Source organism: Tatumella citrea (assembly GCF_002163585.1).
Lineage (GTDB): Bacteria > Pseudomonadota > Gammaproteobacteria > Enterobacterales > Enterobacteriaceae > Tatumella > Tatumella citrea.
On sequence record NZ_CP015579.1, the window covers coordinates 3684438 to 3703456 of the forward strand.

Consider the following 19019-nt stretch of genomic DNA (forward strand, 5'->3'; position numbering starts at 1 on the left):
ATCCGTGACTGGTCATGGGAAAATATTATTAATGTCTTTACGGGATAATTTGCGCTGGAATGGTATCGATGGGCCCACGACAGCTGGCCATCGTACAATGTGAATGACGATTCAGCCTTACACAACCCCATGGTATTTATGTGAGCAACGTGAAGATAGATCATTCTGAAAATCACGGAAAAGTCAGTTGCTATACTGCCGGTGAGTTTCTTAACCGGCTGGGAGGGTGGAATTCTGCGGTTTTGGTTGGCAGACAATCTGTCGGTGATCCTAACGCTGCATATCGTGCCCTGCTATGGGTCGGAGGAGGCCATGAAAACTGACCAGAGCAATCGCAATCCGCCCGGCAGTTAGTTGTTTCGTTATTGTGCATGAAGTCACCTTAACCTGTTATAGGTTAAGGCGGCTATTTTCCGATCACGCTATCAATCTGATGATAAATATTGAAGATGAATATTAAACAGATATTACGATATCTGATGCCCTTTGCAGCGTCAGAAATTATCAATCAACAGATTACAGGTATTATTTAAAACATGTAAGAAACACCTAGCATAATATCATTCGATGAAGATTTCACTCTTGTTCTGTACTCATCCCCACCATATGAATTACTTGTATGAGATTTACCACCATCGGTATATACGTAACTTGCATCAATAGCTATATTTGTAGTTACCGCATATTTAACACCAAGTCCGACATCCCAGGCAAAATTTGTATTGGAATCCGATGAGTTTCCTGAAAGAGCACCTGACTCAAAACTGTTCTTAAGTTTTAAATCAGCAATACCAATACCAGCAGTCAAATAGGGTGTAAAGGCTGACTGATTATGTAAATCATAATAACCATTCACCATATACGTATCCATTCTGACTTTGTTACGCGTACTTACACTTCCATTATCAGCCTCACCTACAGATTTACTCTTCCCCCTAAAAGTCGATGCAATTTCAACCCTCACAGGGAACTGATATTGAGAGTAAAAATCATAACCAACAGCGACACCGCCACCAAAAACACCTTTTGATTTTGACGATGACTTAGAGTCATTTCCTGCATAATCATATTTCATTCCATGAGTGTTTTCGATGGATGAACCTACCTTACCGGAAACGTAAACTCCCGAGTTATCAGCTGCATATACTGTGGATACTGATAACAGTGAAATCAGAGAAGTTAAAATGAACTTTTTCATTACTTAATTGCCTGTATGATAAACGTGTTTCAATCTTATCGCCGGGATTCGGTTTTTCTTAACATAAACAGGCTAATCATCATTTCATTCATCTTTTTTTACTTTGTTGAAGTTTTATTGAATAAAGGATATTCCGGATAAGTGGCCCTGTCGCTGAGAGGATTTCCTGGCGATAAATGCGTTTTGGGCTGCCTGTGTCGTGGTTTTACTCTTCATATCAAAAATATCTGCGATCTGAAAATAATAGTTACTCAGCGTTATTAAAACCGGTAGTCCAGGCAGTCGTCAGCACGGGTTAATTTAAGCAGCCTGTTTTTCCCATTCAGGACTAACGTCTCTGCCATTTGCTCGTTTTCCCTGACTACCGTTCAGAGTATATTCTCTGCACCTGACGGTACATCCCGTTGCTTCAGGAAGCTCACATCTTCTCCTCGATGCCGCTTTTCCGGGGTGACATAAAGCATCCCGCAGTCGCGGTGTGTTTCGTAGTACCCGCGGGTAAATTTATCCACCCACGGCAATCCAAAAGTGAAAATAGATGATTTATCCTTACACAACGAGATATCAGGTATCAGAGGCATGCCTTATTCAGCCGCCAGCGACCCTGGCTGCCCGTTAGCCACCAGTGCAGCTTTTACAAATCCCTCCCGTTTTTTCCGAATGATAAAATCACCGACATAGCCCGCTGCTACAGTTCGTTGTCGGGGTACCGCCATCGCCTGGTGGATACTGGTAAAATCGTCTACAGGTAACCGAAAGTCACTATTTTGCTGTGCATAAGCCTGTAACTGATAGCGTAATCCCGCCACTGCATCTGCCTCGCGAGCCATAAATGCCTCAATGGCTAACGAGGCAGTATCCACCCTTTTAATTTCTGCATGTTGTAGCTGGCGGCTAAGAAACAAGTCATAGGCAGCACCGCGTTCTATCGAAACAGTGACTCCCTGCTGGTCCAGATCGGCAACCTGCTGAAAATCCGAGCTGGCCCTTACCAGATAAGTCCCGGCAATGGTCACATAGGGCTGACTGAAAGCTATTTTCTCTGACCGCAACGGGTCAATGGCCAGAAAGGCAATATCCCAGCAATCATCATCCACGGTAGCAAAAACCCGGCCAGCGGCATCAAACTCTACCCATTCAATAGCCAGGTTCAGTTCCTGCGCCAGTTCACCGGCCAGCTTTGCCGAAATGCCCTTAGGCTGCCCTGCTTCGCCCTGCTGTGCCAGCACAGGGTTTCCATAGTTAATGGCCACCCGCAGGCGACCTTTGGGTGCAAGCTCTGCAATGATTGTTTTTTCTGCCATAGTCAAACGCCTCTTCAGGCATAATCCCTGATAATCGGATAATGAGAGTTTAATGGAAAAGTGGGCAATTCGTATCTGTTATTTTTAAACGCTTTTCCTTATCAGGAAAATATTCTGGTATGAGGCAAGCTTCTGCATATAAACTGTTAAACTTTAATTACACAAAAATTTCCATTACTCCATGTTTAATGAAACCAACAATCTGGATCAATCAAAAATAAATAACCAATAGCCTGGAACGAGTATTTTATAGATAATAATACCCGAATATGATTCAGAACAACCCCACTAAAAAACCAACAAACAAAAGAATCATAATAAAATAATAATAGCCACTTCACTTTTACAGTAGCCCTCATCAATCGCTATCACCAGAAACCAGACCATGAACATTTACAGACTAATTCCAGAGAGCACTTCGCCCTTGATGTATTTTTCGATCGTCTATTACAATAATGAGAAAATAAATAAAATAGCGCCTAAATTAATTATCAGCTAACTTTCATTGAAATAAAAAACACAGGCGCTAGTTTCTTGTCCTTGATGTAGAACTAATCACCTACTGACATTCCTGGTTGAGCACTTAAAATCTCTAAAGCATTTATCCGGGAAGCTTCACCGGGCATCATAAGATTAATCATAACCTCATCCGTATCATAAGAATCTGCTAAATTTCGCAGTTTCTCAGCAACAGCCGAAGCTGTTCCGGAAATTAATCTGTGCTTATTTTGTTCCCGTACGGCTAATTCACTGTAAGACCAGGAATGCTTTCTGCTGGATTCCAGAGAAGGAATTCTGGAAAAAGGATGAGCGCTTTCTGCATATGACAGCCACAAATGAAACGCATCAGCAAACTCTTTCGCTTCCTGCTCAGTATTACCAATGACCACAAATACACAAACGATGACCGTTGGTTTTTCAGAAAAATCACTCTTCTGAAATGCATCACGATACTCATCTGCGGCATGAGGGCCAGTGAAGCCAGGGTTAATAAAATGGGCAAATGTAAAACCCAGGCCCATTTTAGCAGCAAACTGTGCTGTTGAACCCGACGCCCCCAGTACGAAAGGTTGAGGCTTCGTATTTGTTTCAGGATAAGCTTTCATACCTGCATAATGTGAATTTTCACTATGCTTTCCGGTAATAAAACCTATTAAATCAGAAACTTTTTGCGGGTAAGGAATTGTTCGTCCCTTCTCATCATTAAGTGCAGAGCCTGTTCTGCTATCAGCACCTGGCGCCCGTCCAAAACCAAGATCAATACGATTTGGAAATAATGACTCCAGCAACTGATAATTTTCTGCAATTTTTAAGCTACTGTAATTAGGTAACAGAACAGCCCCGGACCCCAGGCGAATCTTCTGTGTTGCAGAAGCAATTCGCGCCATGAGTATTTCAGGAGAATTACCTGAAATCGCCGGCATACCATGGTGCTCCGATACCCAGTAGCGGTGAAAACCATTCTTTTCTGCAGATTGTGCAAGACGCACAGTTGCGGATAAAGCATCATGAGGCATCAGACCTTCATCTACAGGTGAATAATCCAGTAAGCTAAGTTTCAATTTTTTCTGATACATATAATAATCCAGCACTAAATAAAAAATATAGAGACCTTTAATTAAGACAAAAAGTTAGCCTTACATCTTGTTGTTATCAAATCAATAAGATGCAGTTAAATTACCATATCAAAATTAAAGTCAGTTTTATAAAAAAAATAAATCTTCAATGAAGGATTTAATTTTAATCGTCAATAGACGAGTTACATGAACTATTCTTTGTTTTCCCAGACAACATCTAAAACAGTTCGTGTGATTTTCCAGGCACCGTCAATCCGTTGGTATTCATCTTTATATACTCCAAAGAGTAGAAGAGGATTTGATGATGGTTTAGATGCGGTTTCCAGGTCAATCAGATAGCACTTGCCTTCGGCAGTATCTTCCCCGGTGATATTAACCCAATGATTTGAAATAACATGCATAAACGGATAAGACCCTGTGTTATCTCTGTCATATAATCTGAAAGCATCTGCCAGGCCAGCTTTAATTTCTGTAATCCCTTCCATTTTCCCGACAGTGACTTCGACCACTGCCTCTTCAGAAAAGACCTGATCAAGCAACTGAATATTATTTCCGTCAAGATAATGAGAATACAGCACCCGGAGATTACGAATTTCTTCAATATCAATTAATTTCTGAATATTCTTGTCCATAACATCACCCTCTGGTTAAATTTAGGTTGTTTGTTACTATAAAAATTCAGCCTCGGTCACACCAATATCGAAAGCAGGAATATTTTTTTCGTTGAACCAGCCTGGTCTGTAATCGAACCAGCTAATACGCCATTGGTTATCATTTTCCAGCTGCACCTGCAATTGATAATGAGCGCCATAGACTTTATGCCCTTTTTCATCATAAGGCTGATCAGGAATAATACGTCCAACTATCATACGGGCAGTTTTTTGATCAGCTTCAGGTTCAATTTTTAAGACATCTGCAAAATGCTGCATCCATGGCCAATGACGGCGAAAGTTTTTTTGCTGTCCAATAATTGACTGACGTCCCTTCAGACGTCCCATAGGCGAAAATCCGCCCTCGGCATCTTTTGAATAGCTGTCGCTCAGCAAAGAAATATCATTCTGATCAATAGCCCAGGAATATTTACTGTATAACTGAGCAACCGCACCTGCCAGTTCAGATTGTTGTTGTTCATCCCGAACAACACTCCAGGGAGAATTCAGTTCGCTAACAATGACCGGGGAGGGATCTCCTAATTGCCAGCCATTATCTGTGGGAATATATAGCCAGTGTTTAGCCAGCGATGGATCACCTTTAGACCAGTTAGCCTGAATGCGCACTTCATGCAAAAGTATTTCCCCGGACGCATTAAACCGAAACTGAAATATAACACTGCCACCAAAAAGAAACTGCTGCCGACCACGTTGCAGTAACCCCATCACATAGGCGCTGGATACTGCGATATTATTATTTCCGATTACCGTAGCATGGTTGCTGGTACGCATCCAGTTGAACAAATCAGTATCTTCTGCCAGCAGTTGTTTCCACTCAGCGCCTCCGTGAGCCTCGCCATGTTGGCCGCTCATTAATACAGTATCATCTGCCAGACTGGGGAACAGTGTTTCCCACTGACCATCAGACCATGAATTAAAAAAGCTATTGATAATTGAGTTCACTGCAGTTCGTAAATTTTTCTCTGTCATGGTAATTCACTTCCGGATACAGTTAAAAGCCATTAGTAAAATTGCTATTCCCGATACGGCAGGTAATCTGTGTATCCACTCGAGCCTCCTCCGTAATAAGCGTTTTTATTTGCCTGGGATAGCGGCCAACCATTTTTAATTCGTTCAACAAAATCCGGATTTGCAATAAATGGGCTGCCGAACGCGGCAAGATCAATCATATTATCTTTGATAAGCGTGTCAGCCTGATTAATATTCAGTCCTCCAGCCAGGATCAACGTCCCTTTCCACTCCCGACGAAAATTACGCAGAAATCCATTGAACATAACATCTCCCTGCGCCATCAGATGCACATAAGCGATATTCCGTTGGCTGAGTTGCTGGCCAATATAAAGATATGTGTCCGATGCTTCTGAATAAGCGGGCATATCCTGCAACTGATTACAGGGGGAAAGACGCACCCCCGTGCGATCAGCACCAATTTCACCCACTATTGCATCGGTAATTTCGAGTAGTAGACGGGTTCGGTTTTCAATAGTCGCTCCGTTATATATATCATCACGAGTGTTTATCAGGGGATTGATAAACTGTTCGATCAAATATCCGTTAGCAGCATGAATTTCTACCCCATCAAAACCAGCCGCTATCGCATTAATTGCCGCAAGGCGAAAATCATTCACTATCCGGGGTATTTCTTCGGTAGCAAGTGCTCTTGGTGTGCTTGCTGTCACTGTCGCAGGCTGTCCATTGTCGTCCCAGGCAAATGCGTTGCCTCCCTTAACAGAGGATGCACTGACAGGTGCAAGCCCTTCAGGTTGCAAACTGACGTGAGAGACTCGCCCGACATGCCATAGCTGAGCAAAAATCTTTCCGCCTTGCTGATGAACAGCTTCGGTGACCGGACGCCAGGCAACTACTTGCGATTCACGGTAAATCCCCGGGGTAAAAAGATATCCGGTGCCTTCACGGGATATAGGCAACCCCTCAGAGATTATCAACCCGGCGCTGGCTCTCTGAGCGTAGTATTGAGTGGTCAGATCATCTGCATGTTCATCTCTTGCACGGGAACGTGTCATGGGAGCCATGACAAAACGGTTCACAAGCTGTGTTTTCCCCATGTGATAAGTTGTAAAAAGTTCATTAGTTGACATTGTTCAGTTGCTCCAACAATCAGCAATAAGCTGGTGAGAATAAATACGTGCTTCAGCATCGTGAATCCATGAATTCACCATAATTTCATTTGCACCAGTACGACGGATCAGGTCCATTAAGCCTGCGCGGACCCCCTTCGGAGTTCCCCATATTGATTCTCTTAACTGCGTGAGTATTTGTTGGGCTTCAGAGGGCCGCCATAATATATTCATGTTACGAACTGGCTTCAGCAGCTTTACAGCAATCCCCCGCCGAAAATAGAGGAACTTCTGCAATTCCGTAGTCGCCAACAGGTCAGCTTCTTTTTGTGTATTTGCTGCAATAACGTTAACGCATACCATGACAAACGGGCTTTCGAGGAATTCCGACGGCTTAAACTCTGATCGATAAGTATCAATAGCGTTAGCCATATCGCCTGGTGAAAAATAAGAAGCAAACACAAAAGGTAAACTTTTCTGTGCCGCAAGCTTCGCACTGAAAGTACCAGACCCAAGCAGCCAGACAGGAATAGGCAGCCCTGCACCTGGTATGGCAGTGATACTCTGTCCGGAGTGTGCCTCAGCCAGAAAATATTGGAGTTCTTCCAGCAAGCCAGGAAATTCAAAACTTTGTGAAAGGCCATCACGCCGTAACGTCCGGCGAGTTTCCTGATCGATTCCGGAGGCTCGCCCAATACCAAGATCTACCCGGCCAGGATAGAGTGTCTCAAGCGTCCCAAACTGCTCAGCAATAATTAAAGGAGCATGATTTGGCAACATAATCCCGCCAGAACCAATCCGTATTTTATGAGTCCGGGCTCCAATGTGGCTCAGAAGCACCGCAGTAGCAGCACTGGCAATATCTGGCTTGTTATGGTGTTCAGCCATCCAGAAACGATGATAACCTGCATCTTCCGCCGCCCTGGCAAGAGTAATACTGGTGTTAATGGCATCAGAAACAGAATGCCCTTCGGTGACAGGAGACAAGTCCAAAAGTGACAGAGGAATGTCAGAAAATTTCATAGTCATCAATTTAATCTCCTTCCTCTGTCGTAAAAAATAAATATGGCAGTCACTATGTCAGGTTTCATAAGCATGATAAATCAGGTTACATTCGGAGCTGTGTATACATATATTCTCCAATACCCCGGATTAAATAGCGCTATTCTTAGCACTGAAGAAAATGTACAGATATATCATTTAATCCTTAATTTTTTCCCACGGAGATCTGATGTCCAGAACAGCAAAAACTGAAGCCCGATATCATTCAGCATGTGACATTGCACACCGCTGGTTTGCGTATTTTGAAGGAGAAACAGAAGATGTTATTTCTCACAGCAGCATCTTCTCTGAAGACATTATGTTAGTACATGCAGGAACTCATCTGCTGGCAAAAGGGAAATCAGAAATTATTCAGTGGCTGAATAACTTGCCTTATGAAAAAGGATCACATTTTATTCGACATATTGATGTTAAACCTTTAGAGAATGACCAGGCCGAAGTAAATATGGATATCAGTTATCAGGCAATAGGTAAAGACGGAACAGTTGGAGGAGCGTTATCTAAATACCAGACACTGGTTACTTATGATAATGAGAATAATGCTGTATTTACTTTTATACAGAAAACCCCACTGATGCCAAATCCTGATAAAGTATTTCATGATTCATTTGCTGACAATCGCCTGAGGTCATTTATTAACCATCTCTTCTATCTGATGCTGACACCCAACGCAGATATTCGGTCATTATTCAGCTCTGCGCCTGAATCTTATAGCTTAAACAGAGTTTTATCATTGCCTGAATCCTCGAACATAAGTGATATTTTGCTTATAAGTTCAGATCCAGAATCATTATCATTTTTGATTCAATTTTCTTTATCCACTACGATTTATGAGTTGAGCCTGTCACTTAACGAAGCACCAGGACGCTATATATCTATAAAACATGCTGAATTATTAGAGAAAGTTGGATAAACCATGAGAAAAACCGATCATCTGGGTGGAATAAATGCATTCATAACCACAGCTCAGTTGGGTAATTTTACGGCAGCCGCCGAACGGCTGGGATTGACTAAATCTGCAGTGGGTAAAAGCGTCAGTCGGCTTGAAGACCGCCTGGGACTAAAACTATTCCACAGGTCCACCCGTAGACTCAGCCTGACTCCGGATGGTGAGCGATTTTTAATCAGTTGCCAGAGCGCTTTCGATATTCTTGACCAGGCGGAAGCGGAATTAAAATCTCATATCCAACAGCCTGCTGGCAGGCTTCGGGTAGATTTGCCTGCTGCTTTCGGCAGGCAACGCATATTGCCAATCTTACTGGAAATTACCCGTAAATATCCCGAACTTGCTCTGACAGTGACATTCAGCGAGCGGTTTGTTGATCTTATTGATGAAGGCATCGATCTGGTCATCCGCATTGGCGAGCTTGCCGATAGCAGCGGGCTGGTCGCCAGAAGGCTCACGACTCAAAAACTGGTGATTTGCGCCTCTCCGGACTATCTGCTCTATAGCGGTGAACCAGAAACCATAGACGATATTTCCGGACACCAATGTGTCATTGGTTTCAGACGACATCAGCCTGTGTCATGGCTATTGAAAGATTCCCAGGGACACATAACACGATATACTCCCCCTGCAACACATGAGTTTGCCGATGGTGACGCCATGCTGCAGGCAACTCTGGCAGGGTGTGGTTTGTCACAGCTACCCATATGGCTGGTAGGTAAATATTTGGAAAGCGGAGAATTGCAGGAAGTTTTGGTAGGGCACTCCGGAGGTGAAATGCCCATCAGCGCTCTTTGGCCTAAAAGCCGCCAGCTGCTACCGAAAATCAGATATGTCGTAGACACTTTGGTTCAGGCGGCAAAAGACGGCACACTCGATTAATCAGTCCTGCGATTTGTAAACAGGGTAGTCCGTATAACCTTCTTCAAGACCGCCATACATAGTCGCCCGGTTTACTTCATTCAATGGCCAGTCATTTTGCATTCTTTCCACCAGATCCGGATTCGCAATGTAAGGCCGGCCGAAGGCAATCAAATCAGCTTTTCCTGAAGTGATATAAGACTCCGCCAGAGCTTTATTAAATCCGCCAGCAATGATCAATGTGCCGTGATAAGCATCTCGGAATTTTTCAATAAACCCATCAGGTATCGCCTGCTCACCCAGTGTTTGCTGGTCGCTGAGATGTACATAAGCTAACGATCTGCGGCTCAGTTCTTTCGCGATGAGTAACCAGGTTTCTTCTTCCCCTGAAAAAGCATGCATATCAAACAGGCGACCAAAAGGAGCAAGTCGAATCCCTGTTTTGTCTGCGCCAATAGCCTGAGATACTGCATCAGTAACATTCAGAACAAAACGCAGCCGGTTCTCTGGTCGCGGGCCGCCATACTCATCAGTACGGGTGTTAAGACCGCCATTAATGAACTGTTCTAACAGATAACCATTCGCCGCATGGATTTCTACTCCATCAAAACCTGCCTGTATGGCATTTTTGGCAGCTCGTGCATAATCCTGCACAATCTGGCTGAGTTCATCGGTCGCCAATGCACGTGGAGCAGAGACGGGTACAGGACCAGGGTTTCCTTGTTCATCGCGGGCATAGCAGGTTGAATTGTTTGCTCTGACAGCAACACAGCTGACCGGTGCTTCACCGTCTTGCTGCAAACTGGTATGTGAGATTCGTCCTACATGCCAGATTTGGAGGTAAATTTTTCCACCCGCCTCATGAACCGCACGGGTCGTTTTTTCCCACCCTTTAATCTGCTCGTCATTATAAATACCCGGGGTGAACAAATATCCTTGCCCCTGAACTGAAATTTGAGCACCTTCTGTAATAATCAGTCCTGCTGAAGCACGTTGCTGATAATACTTTGCCGTCAGATCATCGGCGGTATCTCCCGCTTTGGCTCGTGAACGGGTCATAGGCGCCATAATAATTCGGTTTTTAAGAGTAATTCCACCTAACTGATAAGCTGTAAATAATTTGTCCATATTTAGCTCCTTAGCTGCAAATAATGCTTTCATCATGGAGCTCTGCTGCCGTTTATGGAACACCTGTTTGTTCCTCACAGATGTTCCATAAGTTCTACATTACTTTAAATTCTTATGCTGATCCTTCTGATAAGCAAACTGTTTTAACATCAGAACGATGTTTAATAACAATACTGTAGAATGCGAGCCCCGCAAAAATTACACTGCTGAGTACTACAGAGTGAGCGCCAAGGTGGGCAATAAACCAACCACCGGCAAGCGAGCCAATAGTAATTCCCAGATTGGAAAATGACATATACAGGCTGTTCGCAAACTCAGGTGCCTCTCTGGCTTCACGCATTAGCCATGTCTGACTGATCACCAGGCCGGAAGAATGACATGCGCCCCAGAAAACTGTGAGCAGACACATTGCCATTGGAGAAAAACCTAACCACCAAACCAACAGTAAAACAGAAATATACAGCAGTGGATAAATATGAGTTGTCTTCACAGTATTCTTTTGCAAAAAACTACTGAAGATAAAGTTACCTACAAAACCACACACACCAAACAAAATCAGCATAGCGCTGATAGAATTGCTATTGAGATGTGTCACTCGGGTCAGATAATCGGCAACATAGCTGAAACAGGAAAACATGGCTGCGAAAACCAGCGTAACAGTGGAAATAGTCAACCATAGCTTTTTGTTTTTCAGCACAGAAACCTGACTGGCAAAAGACACTTTATGCGTAGCAGGCATTGAAGGCATAAGGAACAGGACCCCAATAAAAGCCACAACGCAGGCAGCAGCGCCAAAATAGAAAGCCGCGGCCAGTGAGAAATGGTCGGCAATCAGAGAACTTAAAGGAACACCCAATACCAGGCCTATAGCCACCCCGGCAAACACCTTAGCAGCAGCACCAGCAGCTTTCTCTTTAGGGACAGAGCTGGCAGCAACCACCAATGCAACAGCAAAGAAAACAGCATGTGCCAGTGCAGGGAGAATACGGAATACCAGCATCAGATTAAACACATCTGTTGTCGCATAAATTAAGTTAGAGATGATAAATACACACAGAATAGTCAGCAGAACTGTTTTCTTGTTAAATCCTGAAAGTAACAGGGTAATAAACGGACCAGTGATCGCCACAATAATAGCATAGATACTGACCAGAAAACCGACCTGCTGTGACGTCACATGAAGTTGTGAGACAAGTTTTGGTAACAGGCCAATGATGGCTATTTCTGTTGTAATTACCCCGAATACAGCAACCGACAAAGCCAGTAAAAGCAAAGTGCTTTTATTTTGCATAGCATACCCTTATGAAAGAACAACAATAAAAAACGGAAACTAAACTGACAAAGAAATTGTTATTTGCGATGGTCAGATAATTTCCGGACGTACATCATCGCGAACTTTCACATCGGGAAAAACAGGTATTCAGGAGCTACAGTGAAGACATAGATTCTTCAATCTGATTTTCATATCATAACCATTGGAAAAGGTGTTTTTTAAACAGATAGAAAGCAGGATTACTAACGGGGTATTTATTCCAGAAAAGCTATTTATCAGTGAACGTATAGCAACCAACCATCCAATTTTTCTCTGGTATATTAAAGTTTATCGCTGCCAAAGATCTCAGGGGTATTTATTGAAACCTTTTGCAGTTCGTCAATAATGGCCCTAACTTTTGGTTTTGGATAAAGGGTCTTTGGCCATATAGCATGAATAGGCATTTTTGCTCCTGCAAAGCTATTCAAAACAGTCACCAGACGCCCCTCCTCAAGCTCTTTATTAATAAGCCAGGTAGGTAATGGGCAAAGACCGCAACCGGCAAGTACTGAGCTTGCCATCCCTTCTCCATCGCTCATTTCAAAACGTGACTTCACAGGGAGTTGAACTTCGTTTCCTGAGTTATCTTTCAAAAATCAGCTATATCACCCCGATTTTTTCCAGCCTGTGACACAGTCTCTGCCTTTCAGATCCTCAGGCGTTTTTGGGATGCCAGAACGCTCAGGATAATCAGGGGCAGCACAAACAACCAGCTTTTGTATGCCTAACTTCTTAGCTACCAGTCCAGTATTATCCCGTTCTCCGGTCAGTTTCTTTCCGCTCATCCACTGCTGAAAGTCGAAGCCAGTTTTACCGATCGGGTAGTTGATTTTGCGGAAGAAGGACTTGATTTGGCAATCAGGATCGGTGACGGTCATACCAGTACAGAATATATTAGCCGGGTCATTGAACGTTCGAGACCACGACTGTTTTCTTCCGCCGGTTATCCCGAAACATGGGGACGCCCGGGACAATCGCCGAACCGGAACATCACCGGCATCTTATTTACGGGCTGGGCATAGCATTAATTATTCCGCTGGAAACTCACAGATAAGTAAGGAAATTCAGGCAGCACAGATGGCAACCAATATTTGCGCTTCGACAGCGGAGATCCCACCAGTCAGGCAACCGGGACTGTCACAGGGATTCTGCTTTGCCTGGTTGCCACCAGTTGCTATGGCCTGGCGGGATTTCTTGCCCGGCGCTGGATAGCAGACAAAGGTGGTCTGGCCCCCGAAATGGTTGCCTGCGGCAGCCAGGGCGGCGCTTCATTGTTCCTGTTGCCATTTTTTATCGGACACCTTAGCGTCGGTGCGCCGACACACTGGGAAGAGACCAGTGCATGGGTGAGTGTGATTGCTGTCGGGCTTTTTTGCACCGCCTGGGCGTATATTGTCTATTTCCGGTTGCTGGCAGATATCGGGCCTTTACGCTCATTTAGCGTAACCTTTTTAATCCCGCCTTTTGCTGTCCTGTGGGGATATCTGGTGCTCGGTGAAACAATCAACCGCGGATTTACCGCAGGGGCAGTGATTATTGGTCTGTCGGTCTGGATGCTTGTCAGCTCGCCTGCCAAATCAGCAAAACCTGGTATCAGTGCTTCCCGCTGATACAGGACACAGGCCGGAGTGAGCCATTCTCAGCTCCGGCCGGGATACCGGGTGAGTTAGATTTTCAGCATTTTTACTGTGGCATCGATATCGATTTCATCTTCAGTGAAAATCAGTGTCGAGCCCTGAAAAGTGGTGATTGCCAGTTTTCTCAGTGACCGCATGGCCCCCGGGGTAATCTCGGATTTTGGCCGGATACTGTTCATCAGCGCGCCGACGGACAGTACGGTATTTTCTTTATCGATTCCGGCATCAGCAGGCACTTCTTCGCTGTAAACCACAAAGGATTTAATCGCGGTCAGTTTCAGTCGCTCACCGGCAATAAAGATATATTTACTGTCAGGAATGACTTTTACCGAGAATGCAGAAAGCCCTTTGTTATTTGTGCCGGGCTCAAAAGTCACCGCTGCGTCTTTCTTTATCAGTTCAGGGTTGGCGACTTTAATCACATGAAAATAGCGGTTATCGCCGTTTTCATCTTTGATAAATCCAAAACCTTTATCTTTAAACCAGGTTGTGATTGTTCCGTTCATCGCTGTTACCGCCTGTTAACTCGTTTATCTGCTCAATTTTTGCAGCGCGCAGTGTAAAATACAATGCCCGCACAGACTATGTTTTTGGCACCTGACTGAGTGATAATTTTGCAGGTGTTCATCTGATTCACGACCATTTTGCCCGGCCAGTAGAAAACAGTGATGATTTACTGGCTGTCAGGCAAGCCCTTTGGCAGTCACGACTTCACCGACAAAGTCCAGCACTCTGCGCAACAGCGGAGAACCGCGTAAATCAGCATGCACCACCAGCCAAATCTCCGGCGCAAACAGTTCCCCGCTGAACGGCAAACGCTGCAGCTCAGGTTCCACATCACCAATAAATTGTGGCAGCGATGCCACTCCGGCACCACTTTTCGCAGCCATCAACTGACTGGTGATATCACTGACAGCACAGCTAACCGGTCGTCCGTCAGCCGCTGCCACTATCCATCGGGCATGCGGCATGGTGGCATACTGGCTGCCATAGCCGATAAATGCCCAGTCAGCCGGCTGATTTTTCTGTGGGTAATCTCTGTGTGCATAGAGTGAAAACGGCATAGCTCCAAGTTTACGAGCCACATCGTTATTGTCTACAGGGCGAGCCAGCCGCAGAGCTATATCGGCTTCACGGCGACTCAGGGAGATCCGCGCTGCCTGGCTGACAATACTGAGCTGTATCTGCGGATAGCGCTCGCGGAAAAGTTGCAGACTGCCTGCCAGCATATGGGTCGCCAGCACCGGTGGCGCACTGATAGTAACGTTACCTGCGACCAGCTCCTGTTCGGCACGGGCACTGCGCTCAATAGCGAAGGCCGCTTCTTCCATCCGTCTGGCCATACCGAGAATCTGCTGTCCAAACGGGGTTACAGAACAGCTACGGGTAGAGCGTCGAATCAGTGTGCTGTTAAGGCTGGTTTCGAGACTGTTGAGCCGCCGGCTGACAGTAGCATGATCGACCGCTAACCGACGAGCAGCCCCCGACAAACTGCCGGCTTCTGCCACTGCCAGCAAATAACGCAGATCTTCCCAGTTTAGCATTTGTGCATTTTTCCCCGGAGTATTGTGCAACTATAGAGAATTAACGCACAGCTCACAATTATCTATGCTGCATCCTCTGAAGAAAGGAGTGATGTCACCATGAATTTTCAAACCAGAATCACCCAGGTTGCCACCTGCCTGGCCTTCGCGATTGTGCTGCTGGACACCAGCGTAGTGAATGTAGCCATCGCCACAATACGTCATAGCCTGCATACCGATATGCGCGGTATACAGTGGATTATTAACAGCTACTCTCTGACTTTTTCTGCTCTGTTACTCACCGCCGGGGTGTTGGGGGACAGATTTGGCTGTAAGCCAGTGTTTCTTGCCGGGTTTGCTCTGTTTACTTTCGGGTCTCTGTGTTGCGGAATGTCTGCTACTGCCGGAACATTAATTGCCTCACGGATCATTCAGGGAGTGGGAGCTGCCTTACTGGTCCCGGCTTCACTGTCTCTGATTCACATTTTGTTCCGTGATGACGCCGAACGCGGTAAAGCCATCGGCTGGTGGGGAGCAGCCGGTGGAATTGCCCTGGCAGCAGGTCCGGTAGCCGGTGGCTGGCTGGTGACATTACAGGGCTGGCCATCAGTATTTCTGTTAAACGTTCCTGTCGGGATTCTCGGACTACTGATTGTCGCGCGCTATGCACCACCTTCAGTGCCACGGCCTGCTAAGCGCCCGGATATTGCCGGTCAGTTAGCGGCGATAATCATGGCAGGTTCACTGGCTTACGGGCTGATTACTGCCGGACATGACGGCTGGACCAGCCAGCACGTGCTTATCTCACTAATCATTTCGGTGGTCAGCGCGCTACTGTTTATGGTCGCGGAACGCCACCATCCTGACCCTATGCTGCCACTCAGCCTGTTTCGCCAGGTAACTTTAACCACCAGCACCCTGGTTGGTTTTATCGCAAACCTGGCATTTTACGGCATGATCTTTGTGCTGAGCCTCTACTTTCAGACGGTACTGCACTACTCTCCGCAGCAGGCCGGGAGTGCCTTTTTACCGATGATGGCAATCCTGGTCGTCATGAATATTCTGGCCGGGAGAATCATGCCGCGGGTCGGGGTAAAACGGCTGACAGTTTATGGATTACTGATTTCCGCCAGCGGCTACGGATGGCTTATCAGCGCCGGTCATCTGGCAACACCTCTGGCAATGTTACTGGCCGGTAGCGGGATTGCGCTGGCTATTCCGGCAATCACCAGTGCAGCACTGGCTTCTGTCGCACCGAATCAGACGGGGATCGCTGGTGGGCTACTGAATGCAGCACGGCAGGCTGGCGGGGTATTCGGGGTTGCGTTATTCGGTACACTGATTAACAGCCACAGCCCGTTGCAGTTTACTCACGGAATGCATACTGCTCTGATGATCTCTGTCGGACTGCTACTGTTGGCGGCCGGAATCAGCGGGTTTTGGCTAAAACCCGTGCCAAATTCCCGAAAAAAGCAGCATCTTCCGGCCTGACCGGTAAACAGAAGATCATATCAGCACAATTATCATCAAGGCGGCACAGCAAAAATAGCCTGCCGCCCGTTGTTATTACTCTTCGCTTCCCGGTTCCCGGCGGCGGCGGTGAACCCGACCTTCTGCCAGCGCGGTAAGCAGCAACACTACGGTAGTCACCCAACTGGCGCATTCCAGTCTCAGTGGCGCAATAAGCCATGGAATAAGGCACAGCACCACGGCTCCGGCCAGGTGTGGCACAGGGATTTTCCCGTAAACGGTTTTTTTATAAAACGCACTACCTGCCAGAAAGATCACCGGACCTGCGCACAGTACCAGGCTGTGCAAAAGCTGCGTGGTTTGTTGCGGAGCTTCCATGGTCAGATCATTACCGACAGCCATCACGATAATACCGCCGATCAGGATGACGTGGAGATAATGGAATCTGGCCCCCATCTTCCCCTGATCATCAGAGCGGCTAATCGCCAGCGTCGCTTCTTTGCCGGAAGTGCCAAAATAAAGCCACCAAACCGCCAGCACTGACAGAAAAGTTGCTGCCATTGCGGATATTTCAGAAACACTCCAGTGAGTTTCTGCCGACAGTGATCCTCCGGTCGCCAACAGAGTCTCCCCCAGTGCCACAATCACAAACAACTGACAACGCTCCGTCAGGTGTCCCCCCTCTATCGTCCAGTCACGGGTGGAGGATCGCCCCATTCCCGGGAAGGCAAAACCATTCATCGGCGACAGGTATTCACATAACACCGCAATCACCCAGAGTAATGTGCGCCATTCCCCTCCGGCCAGCGCCCCGCCAAACCAGAACAATGCTGAAACCAGTAGCCACGCCAGCATCCGTCGATAGTTAGGGCTGAGCGCATGTTCACGCCCGAGAATAACCACAATCACCAGCGTACGACCGGCCTGAATCACCACATAGGCCAGAGTAAAAATCCATGCCCGGTCAGTAAAGGCTTCCGGTAACGCAGCCGACATCACCAGCGCAGCCGCCATGACAAAAAATAGCAGCCCGCGAATAGCCGGGGTTTCCGGGCTGAACCAGTTAGTTACCCAGCAGGTGTATTGCCAGCCCAGCCAGACTGCAAACCAGAGGATAAGTGTGTGCAGCACTCCTGAAAAACTCAGGTCATGCAATAAGCTGTGGCTGAGTTGCGTGACCGCAAACACATACACCAGGTCAAAAAACAACTCCTCCCATGTAACCCGCGCATGGTGGCCATCACGCTGGCGTAACAAAGCAGTCGCCAGATTATTATTATCAGCCATACATAGTCTCTTTATCGTCAGTCAGGGCTTCCTGCTCTGCGGCTGCCGCCCACTTTTTAATGCAACAAACCCGGCGCTTTCCGCTATCAGACGGAAAACGCCGGGCAATGATCCTGCGAAGGCTTTGCCGGATATTCCCGGCAACAGGCTATGGCAGTTATTTTGTAGTATAGCCACCATTAACCAGGATGGTTTGTCCGGTCATCCACCAGCCATCAGTGACCAGAAAACGTACCCACGGCACTATATCTTTGATATCTGTCAGACCGGTTTTACTGAACGGCGATAACGCAGCGGCGGTTTTATGATAAGCCACGGCATCTGCCCCTTCTGCAGGGTAGAAGAAAGGAGTATCCATCGGCCCGGGTCCGATTGCTGTTACCGAAATCCCACGTTCACCCAGCTCTTTCGACGCAGCCCGGGTAAAATGTTCTACCGGCGCTTTCATGCCCGCATAGGCGGCATAGTAAGGGGTATAAGCCCCAAGTAAAGAAGTGACCAGCGTACAAATCCGGCCATTATCATTCAGGTGTTTGCCGGCTTCTTTCAGGAAGAAGAACGCAGTCTTGGCATTGACCGTGCTCATCTCATCAAATTCTGCTTCACTGATATCAGCCATTGGCTTCTTCAGCACTTTACCGACTGTGTTGATGGCAATATCCGGACGGCCAAACTGCGCCACTACATCAGCAAACAGTTTCTCCATCGCCGCCGCTGAACTAAGGTCTGCCTGAAAAGCTGCTGCTTTCGCCCCGGCAGCGATAATCTCCGCCACAGTATCATCGGCCTGCTGACGGGTAGCTGCGCTGTTGTAATGCACGGCAACAGCCGCTGCGCCCTGCTGTGCAAAATCACGGGCAATCAACCCTCCGAGGTTTTTTGCGCCCCCGGCAATAATCACGACTTTACCTTTAACTGAATGTTCTGACATAACCTGCCCCTGAGTGAATTATGACGCGACGATC

General features: G+C 46.5%; 19 protein-coding genes. 4 read left to right on the top strand and 15 right to left on the bottom strand.

Features of this window, described 5'->3' with window-relative positions; translation table 11 throughout:
- Nucleotides 1-529 precede the first annotated feature (529 nt).
- The 8 genes from A7K98_RS17500 to A7K98_RS17530 form a co-directional block, all read right to left on the bottom strand.
- Nucleotides 530-1198: an outer membrane protein gene (locus A7K98_RS17500; RefSeq protein WP_087489705.1), complete on the bottom strand. Its 669-nt coding sequence runs from the start codon at nucleotides 1196-1198 to the stop codon at nucleotides 530-532.
- Between the two features lie 368 nt (nucleotides 1199-1566).
- On the bottom strand, nucleotides 1567-1779 hold the full coding sequence (locus A7K98_RS21425; RefSeq protein ID WP_157665999.1) for a hypothetical protein: 213 nt from the start codon (nucleotides 1777-1779) through the stop codon (nucleotides 1567-1569).
- A gap of 3 nt (nucleotides 1780-1782) precedes the next feature.
- A complete protein-coding gene (locus tag A7K98_RS17505; RefSeq protein ID WP_087489706.1) occupies nucleotides 1783-2502 on the bottom strand; it encodes a transporter substrate-binding domain-containing protein in 720 nt (239 codons plus the stop codon).
- 551 nt (nucleotides 2503-3053) lie between these two features.
- Nucleotides 3054-4079 carry an LLM class flavin-dependent oxidoreductase gene (locus A7K98_RS17510; RefSeq protein WP_198361115.1) on the bottom strand — a complete coding sequence of 342 codons (1026 nt, stop codon included), beginning with the start codon at nucleotides 4077-4079 and terminating at the stop codon, nucleotides 3054-3056.
- A gap of 191 nt (nucleotides 4080-4270) precedes the next feature.
- Nucleotides 4271-4711, bottom strand: coding sequence for a nuclear transport factor 2 family protein (locus A7K98_RS17515; RefSeq protein ID WP_087489707.1), 441 nt, complete (start codon nucleotides 4709-4711; stop codon nucleotides 4271-4273).
- A 36-nt stretch (nucleotides 4712-4747) separates the two neighbouring features.
- Nucleotides 4748-5719 (bottom strand): nuclear transport factor 2 family protein, encoded by a 972-nt coding sequence (locus A7K98_RS17520; protein WP_087489708.1) that lies wholly within the window; start codon nucleotides 5717-5719, stop codon nucleotides 4748-4750.
- 44 nt (nucleotides 5720-5763) lie between these two features.
- The gene (locus A7K98_RS17525; RefSeq protein WP_087489709.1) at nucleotides 5764-6849 is read right to left on the bottom strand and encodes an alkene reductase; all 1086 of its coding nucleotides are present in this window, start codon (nucleotides 6847-6849) and stop codon (nucleotides 5764-5766) included.
- Nucleotides 6850-6852: 3 nt separating this feature from the next.
- On the bottom strand, nucleotides 6853-7851 hold the full coding sequence (locus A7K98_RS17530; protein WP_087490576.1) for an LLM class flavin-dependent oxidoreductase: 999 nt from the start codon (nucleotides 7849-7851) through the stop codon (nucleotides 6853-6855).
- Nucleotides 7852-8059: 208 nt separating this feature from the next.
- On the opposite strand from A7K98_RS17530, the gene A7K98_RS17535 reads away from it, so the two are divergent.
- Both A7K98_RS17535 and A7K98_RS17540 read left to right on the top strand, forming a co-directional pair.
- Nucleotides 8060-8803, top strand: a complete 744-nt coding sequence (locus A7K98_RS17535; protein ID WP_087489710.1) for a hypothetical protein — start codon at nucleotides 8060-8062, stop codon at nucleotides 8801-8803.
- 3 nt (nucleotides 8804-8806) lie between these two features.
- Complete coding sequence (locus A7K98_RS17540; RefSeq protein WP_087489711.1) at nucleotides 8807-9718, top strand: LysR family transcriptional regulator; 912 nt, start codon at nucleotides 8807-8809, stop codon at nucleotides 9716-9718.
- On the opposite strand, the gene A7K98_RS17545 is transcribed toward A7K98_RS17540, so the two are convergent.
- From A7K98_RS17545 to A7K98_RS17555, 3 genes are all read right to left on the bottom strand, one after another.
- Nucleotides 9719-10825 carry an alkene reductase gene (locus A7K98_RS17545; RefSeq protein WP_087489712.1) on the bottom strand — a complete coding sequence of 369 codons (1107 nt, stop codon included), beginning with the start codon at nucleotides 10823-10825 and terminating at the stop codon, nucleotides 9719-9721.
- A 112-nt stretch (nucleotides 10826-10937) separates the two neighbouring features.
- Nucleotides 10938-12116: an MFS transporter gene (locus tag A7K98_RS17550; RefSeq protein ID WP_087489713.1), complete on the bottom strand. Its 1179-nt coding sequence runs from the start codon at nucleotides 12114-12116 to the stop codon at nucleotides 10938-10940.
- Between the two features lie 302 nt (nucleotides 12117-12418).
- Nucleotides 12419-12694, bottom strand: a complete 276-nt coding sequence (locus A7K98_RS17555; protein ID WP_087489714.1) for a LysR substrate-binding domain-containing protein — start codon at nucleotides 12692-12694, stop codon at nucleotides 12419-12421.
- Between the two features lie 534 nt (nucleotides 12695-13228).
- Between A7K98_RS17555 and A7K98_RS17570 the strand changes: the two genes are divergently transcribed.
- Nucleotides 13229-13747, top strand: a complete 519-nt coding sequence (locus tag A7K98_RS17570; RefSeq protein ID WP_087489716.1) for a DMT family transporter — start codon at nucleotides 13229-13231, stop codon at nucleotides 13745-13747.
- A 56-nt stretch (nucleotides 13748-13803) separates the two neighbouring features.
- Here the strand turns inward: A7K98_RS17570 and A7K98_RS17575 are convergent, their stop codons facing one another.
- Nucleotides 13804-14280, bottom strand: a complete 477-nt coding sequence (locus tag A7K98_RS17575; protein WP_087489717.1) for a cold-shock protein — start codon at nucleotides 14278-14280, stop codon at nucleotides 13804-13806.
- Nucleotides 14281-14457: 177 nt separating this feature from the next.
- A complete protein-coding gene (locus tag A7K98_RS17580) occupies nucleotides 14458-15318 on the bottom strand; it encodes a LysR family transcriptional regulator (protein WP_087489718.1) in 861 nt (286 codons plus the stop codon).
- 99 nt (nucleotides 15319-15417) lie between these two features.
- Between A7K98_RS17580 and A7K98_RS17585 the strand changes: the two genes are divergently transcribed.
- Nucleotides 15418-16788 (top strand): MFS transporter, encoded by a 1371-nt coding sequence (locus tag A7K98_RS17585; RefSeq protein ID WP_087489719.1) that lies wholly within the window; start codon nucleotides 15418-15420, stop codon nucleotides 16786-16788.
- A gap of 75 nt (nucleotides 16789-16863) precedes the next feature.
- Here A7K98_RS17585 and A7K98_RS17590 read toward each other — a convergent pair whose 3' ends face one another.
- A complete protein-coding gene (locus A7K98_RS17590) occupies nucleotides 16864-18054 on the bottom strand; it encodes a low temperature requirement protein A (protein ID WP_087489720.1) in 1191 nt (396 codons plus the stop codon).
- A 157-nt stretch (nucleotides 18055-18211) separates the two neighbouring features.
- On the bottom strand, nucleotides 18212-18985 hold the full coding sequence (locus A7K98_RS17595) for an SDR family oxidoreductase (protein ID WP_087489721.1): 774 nt from the start codon (nucleotides 18983-18985) through the stop codon (nucleotides 18212-18214).
- Between the last annotated feature and the right edge of the window lie 34 nt (nucleotides 18986-19019).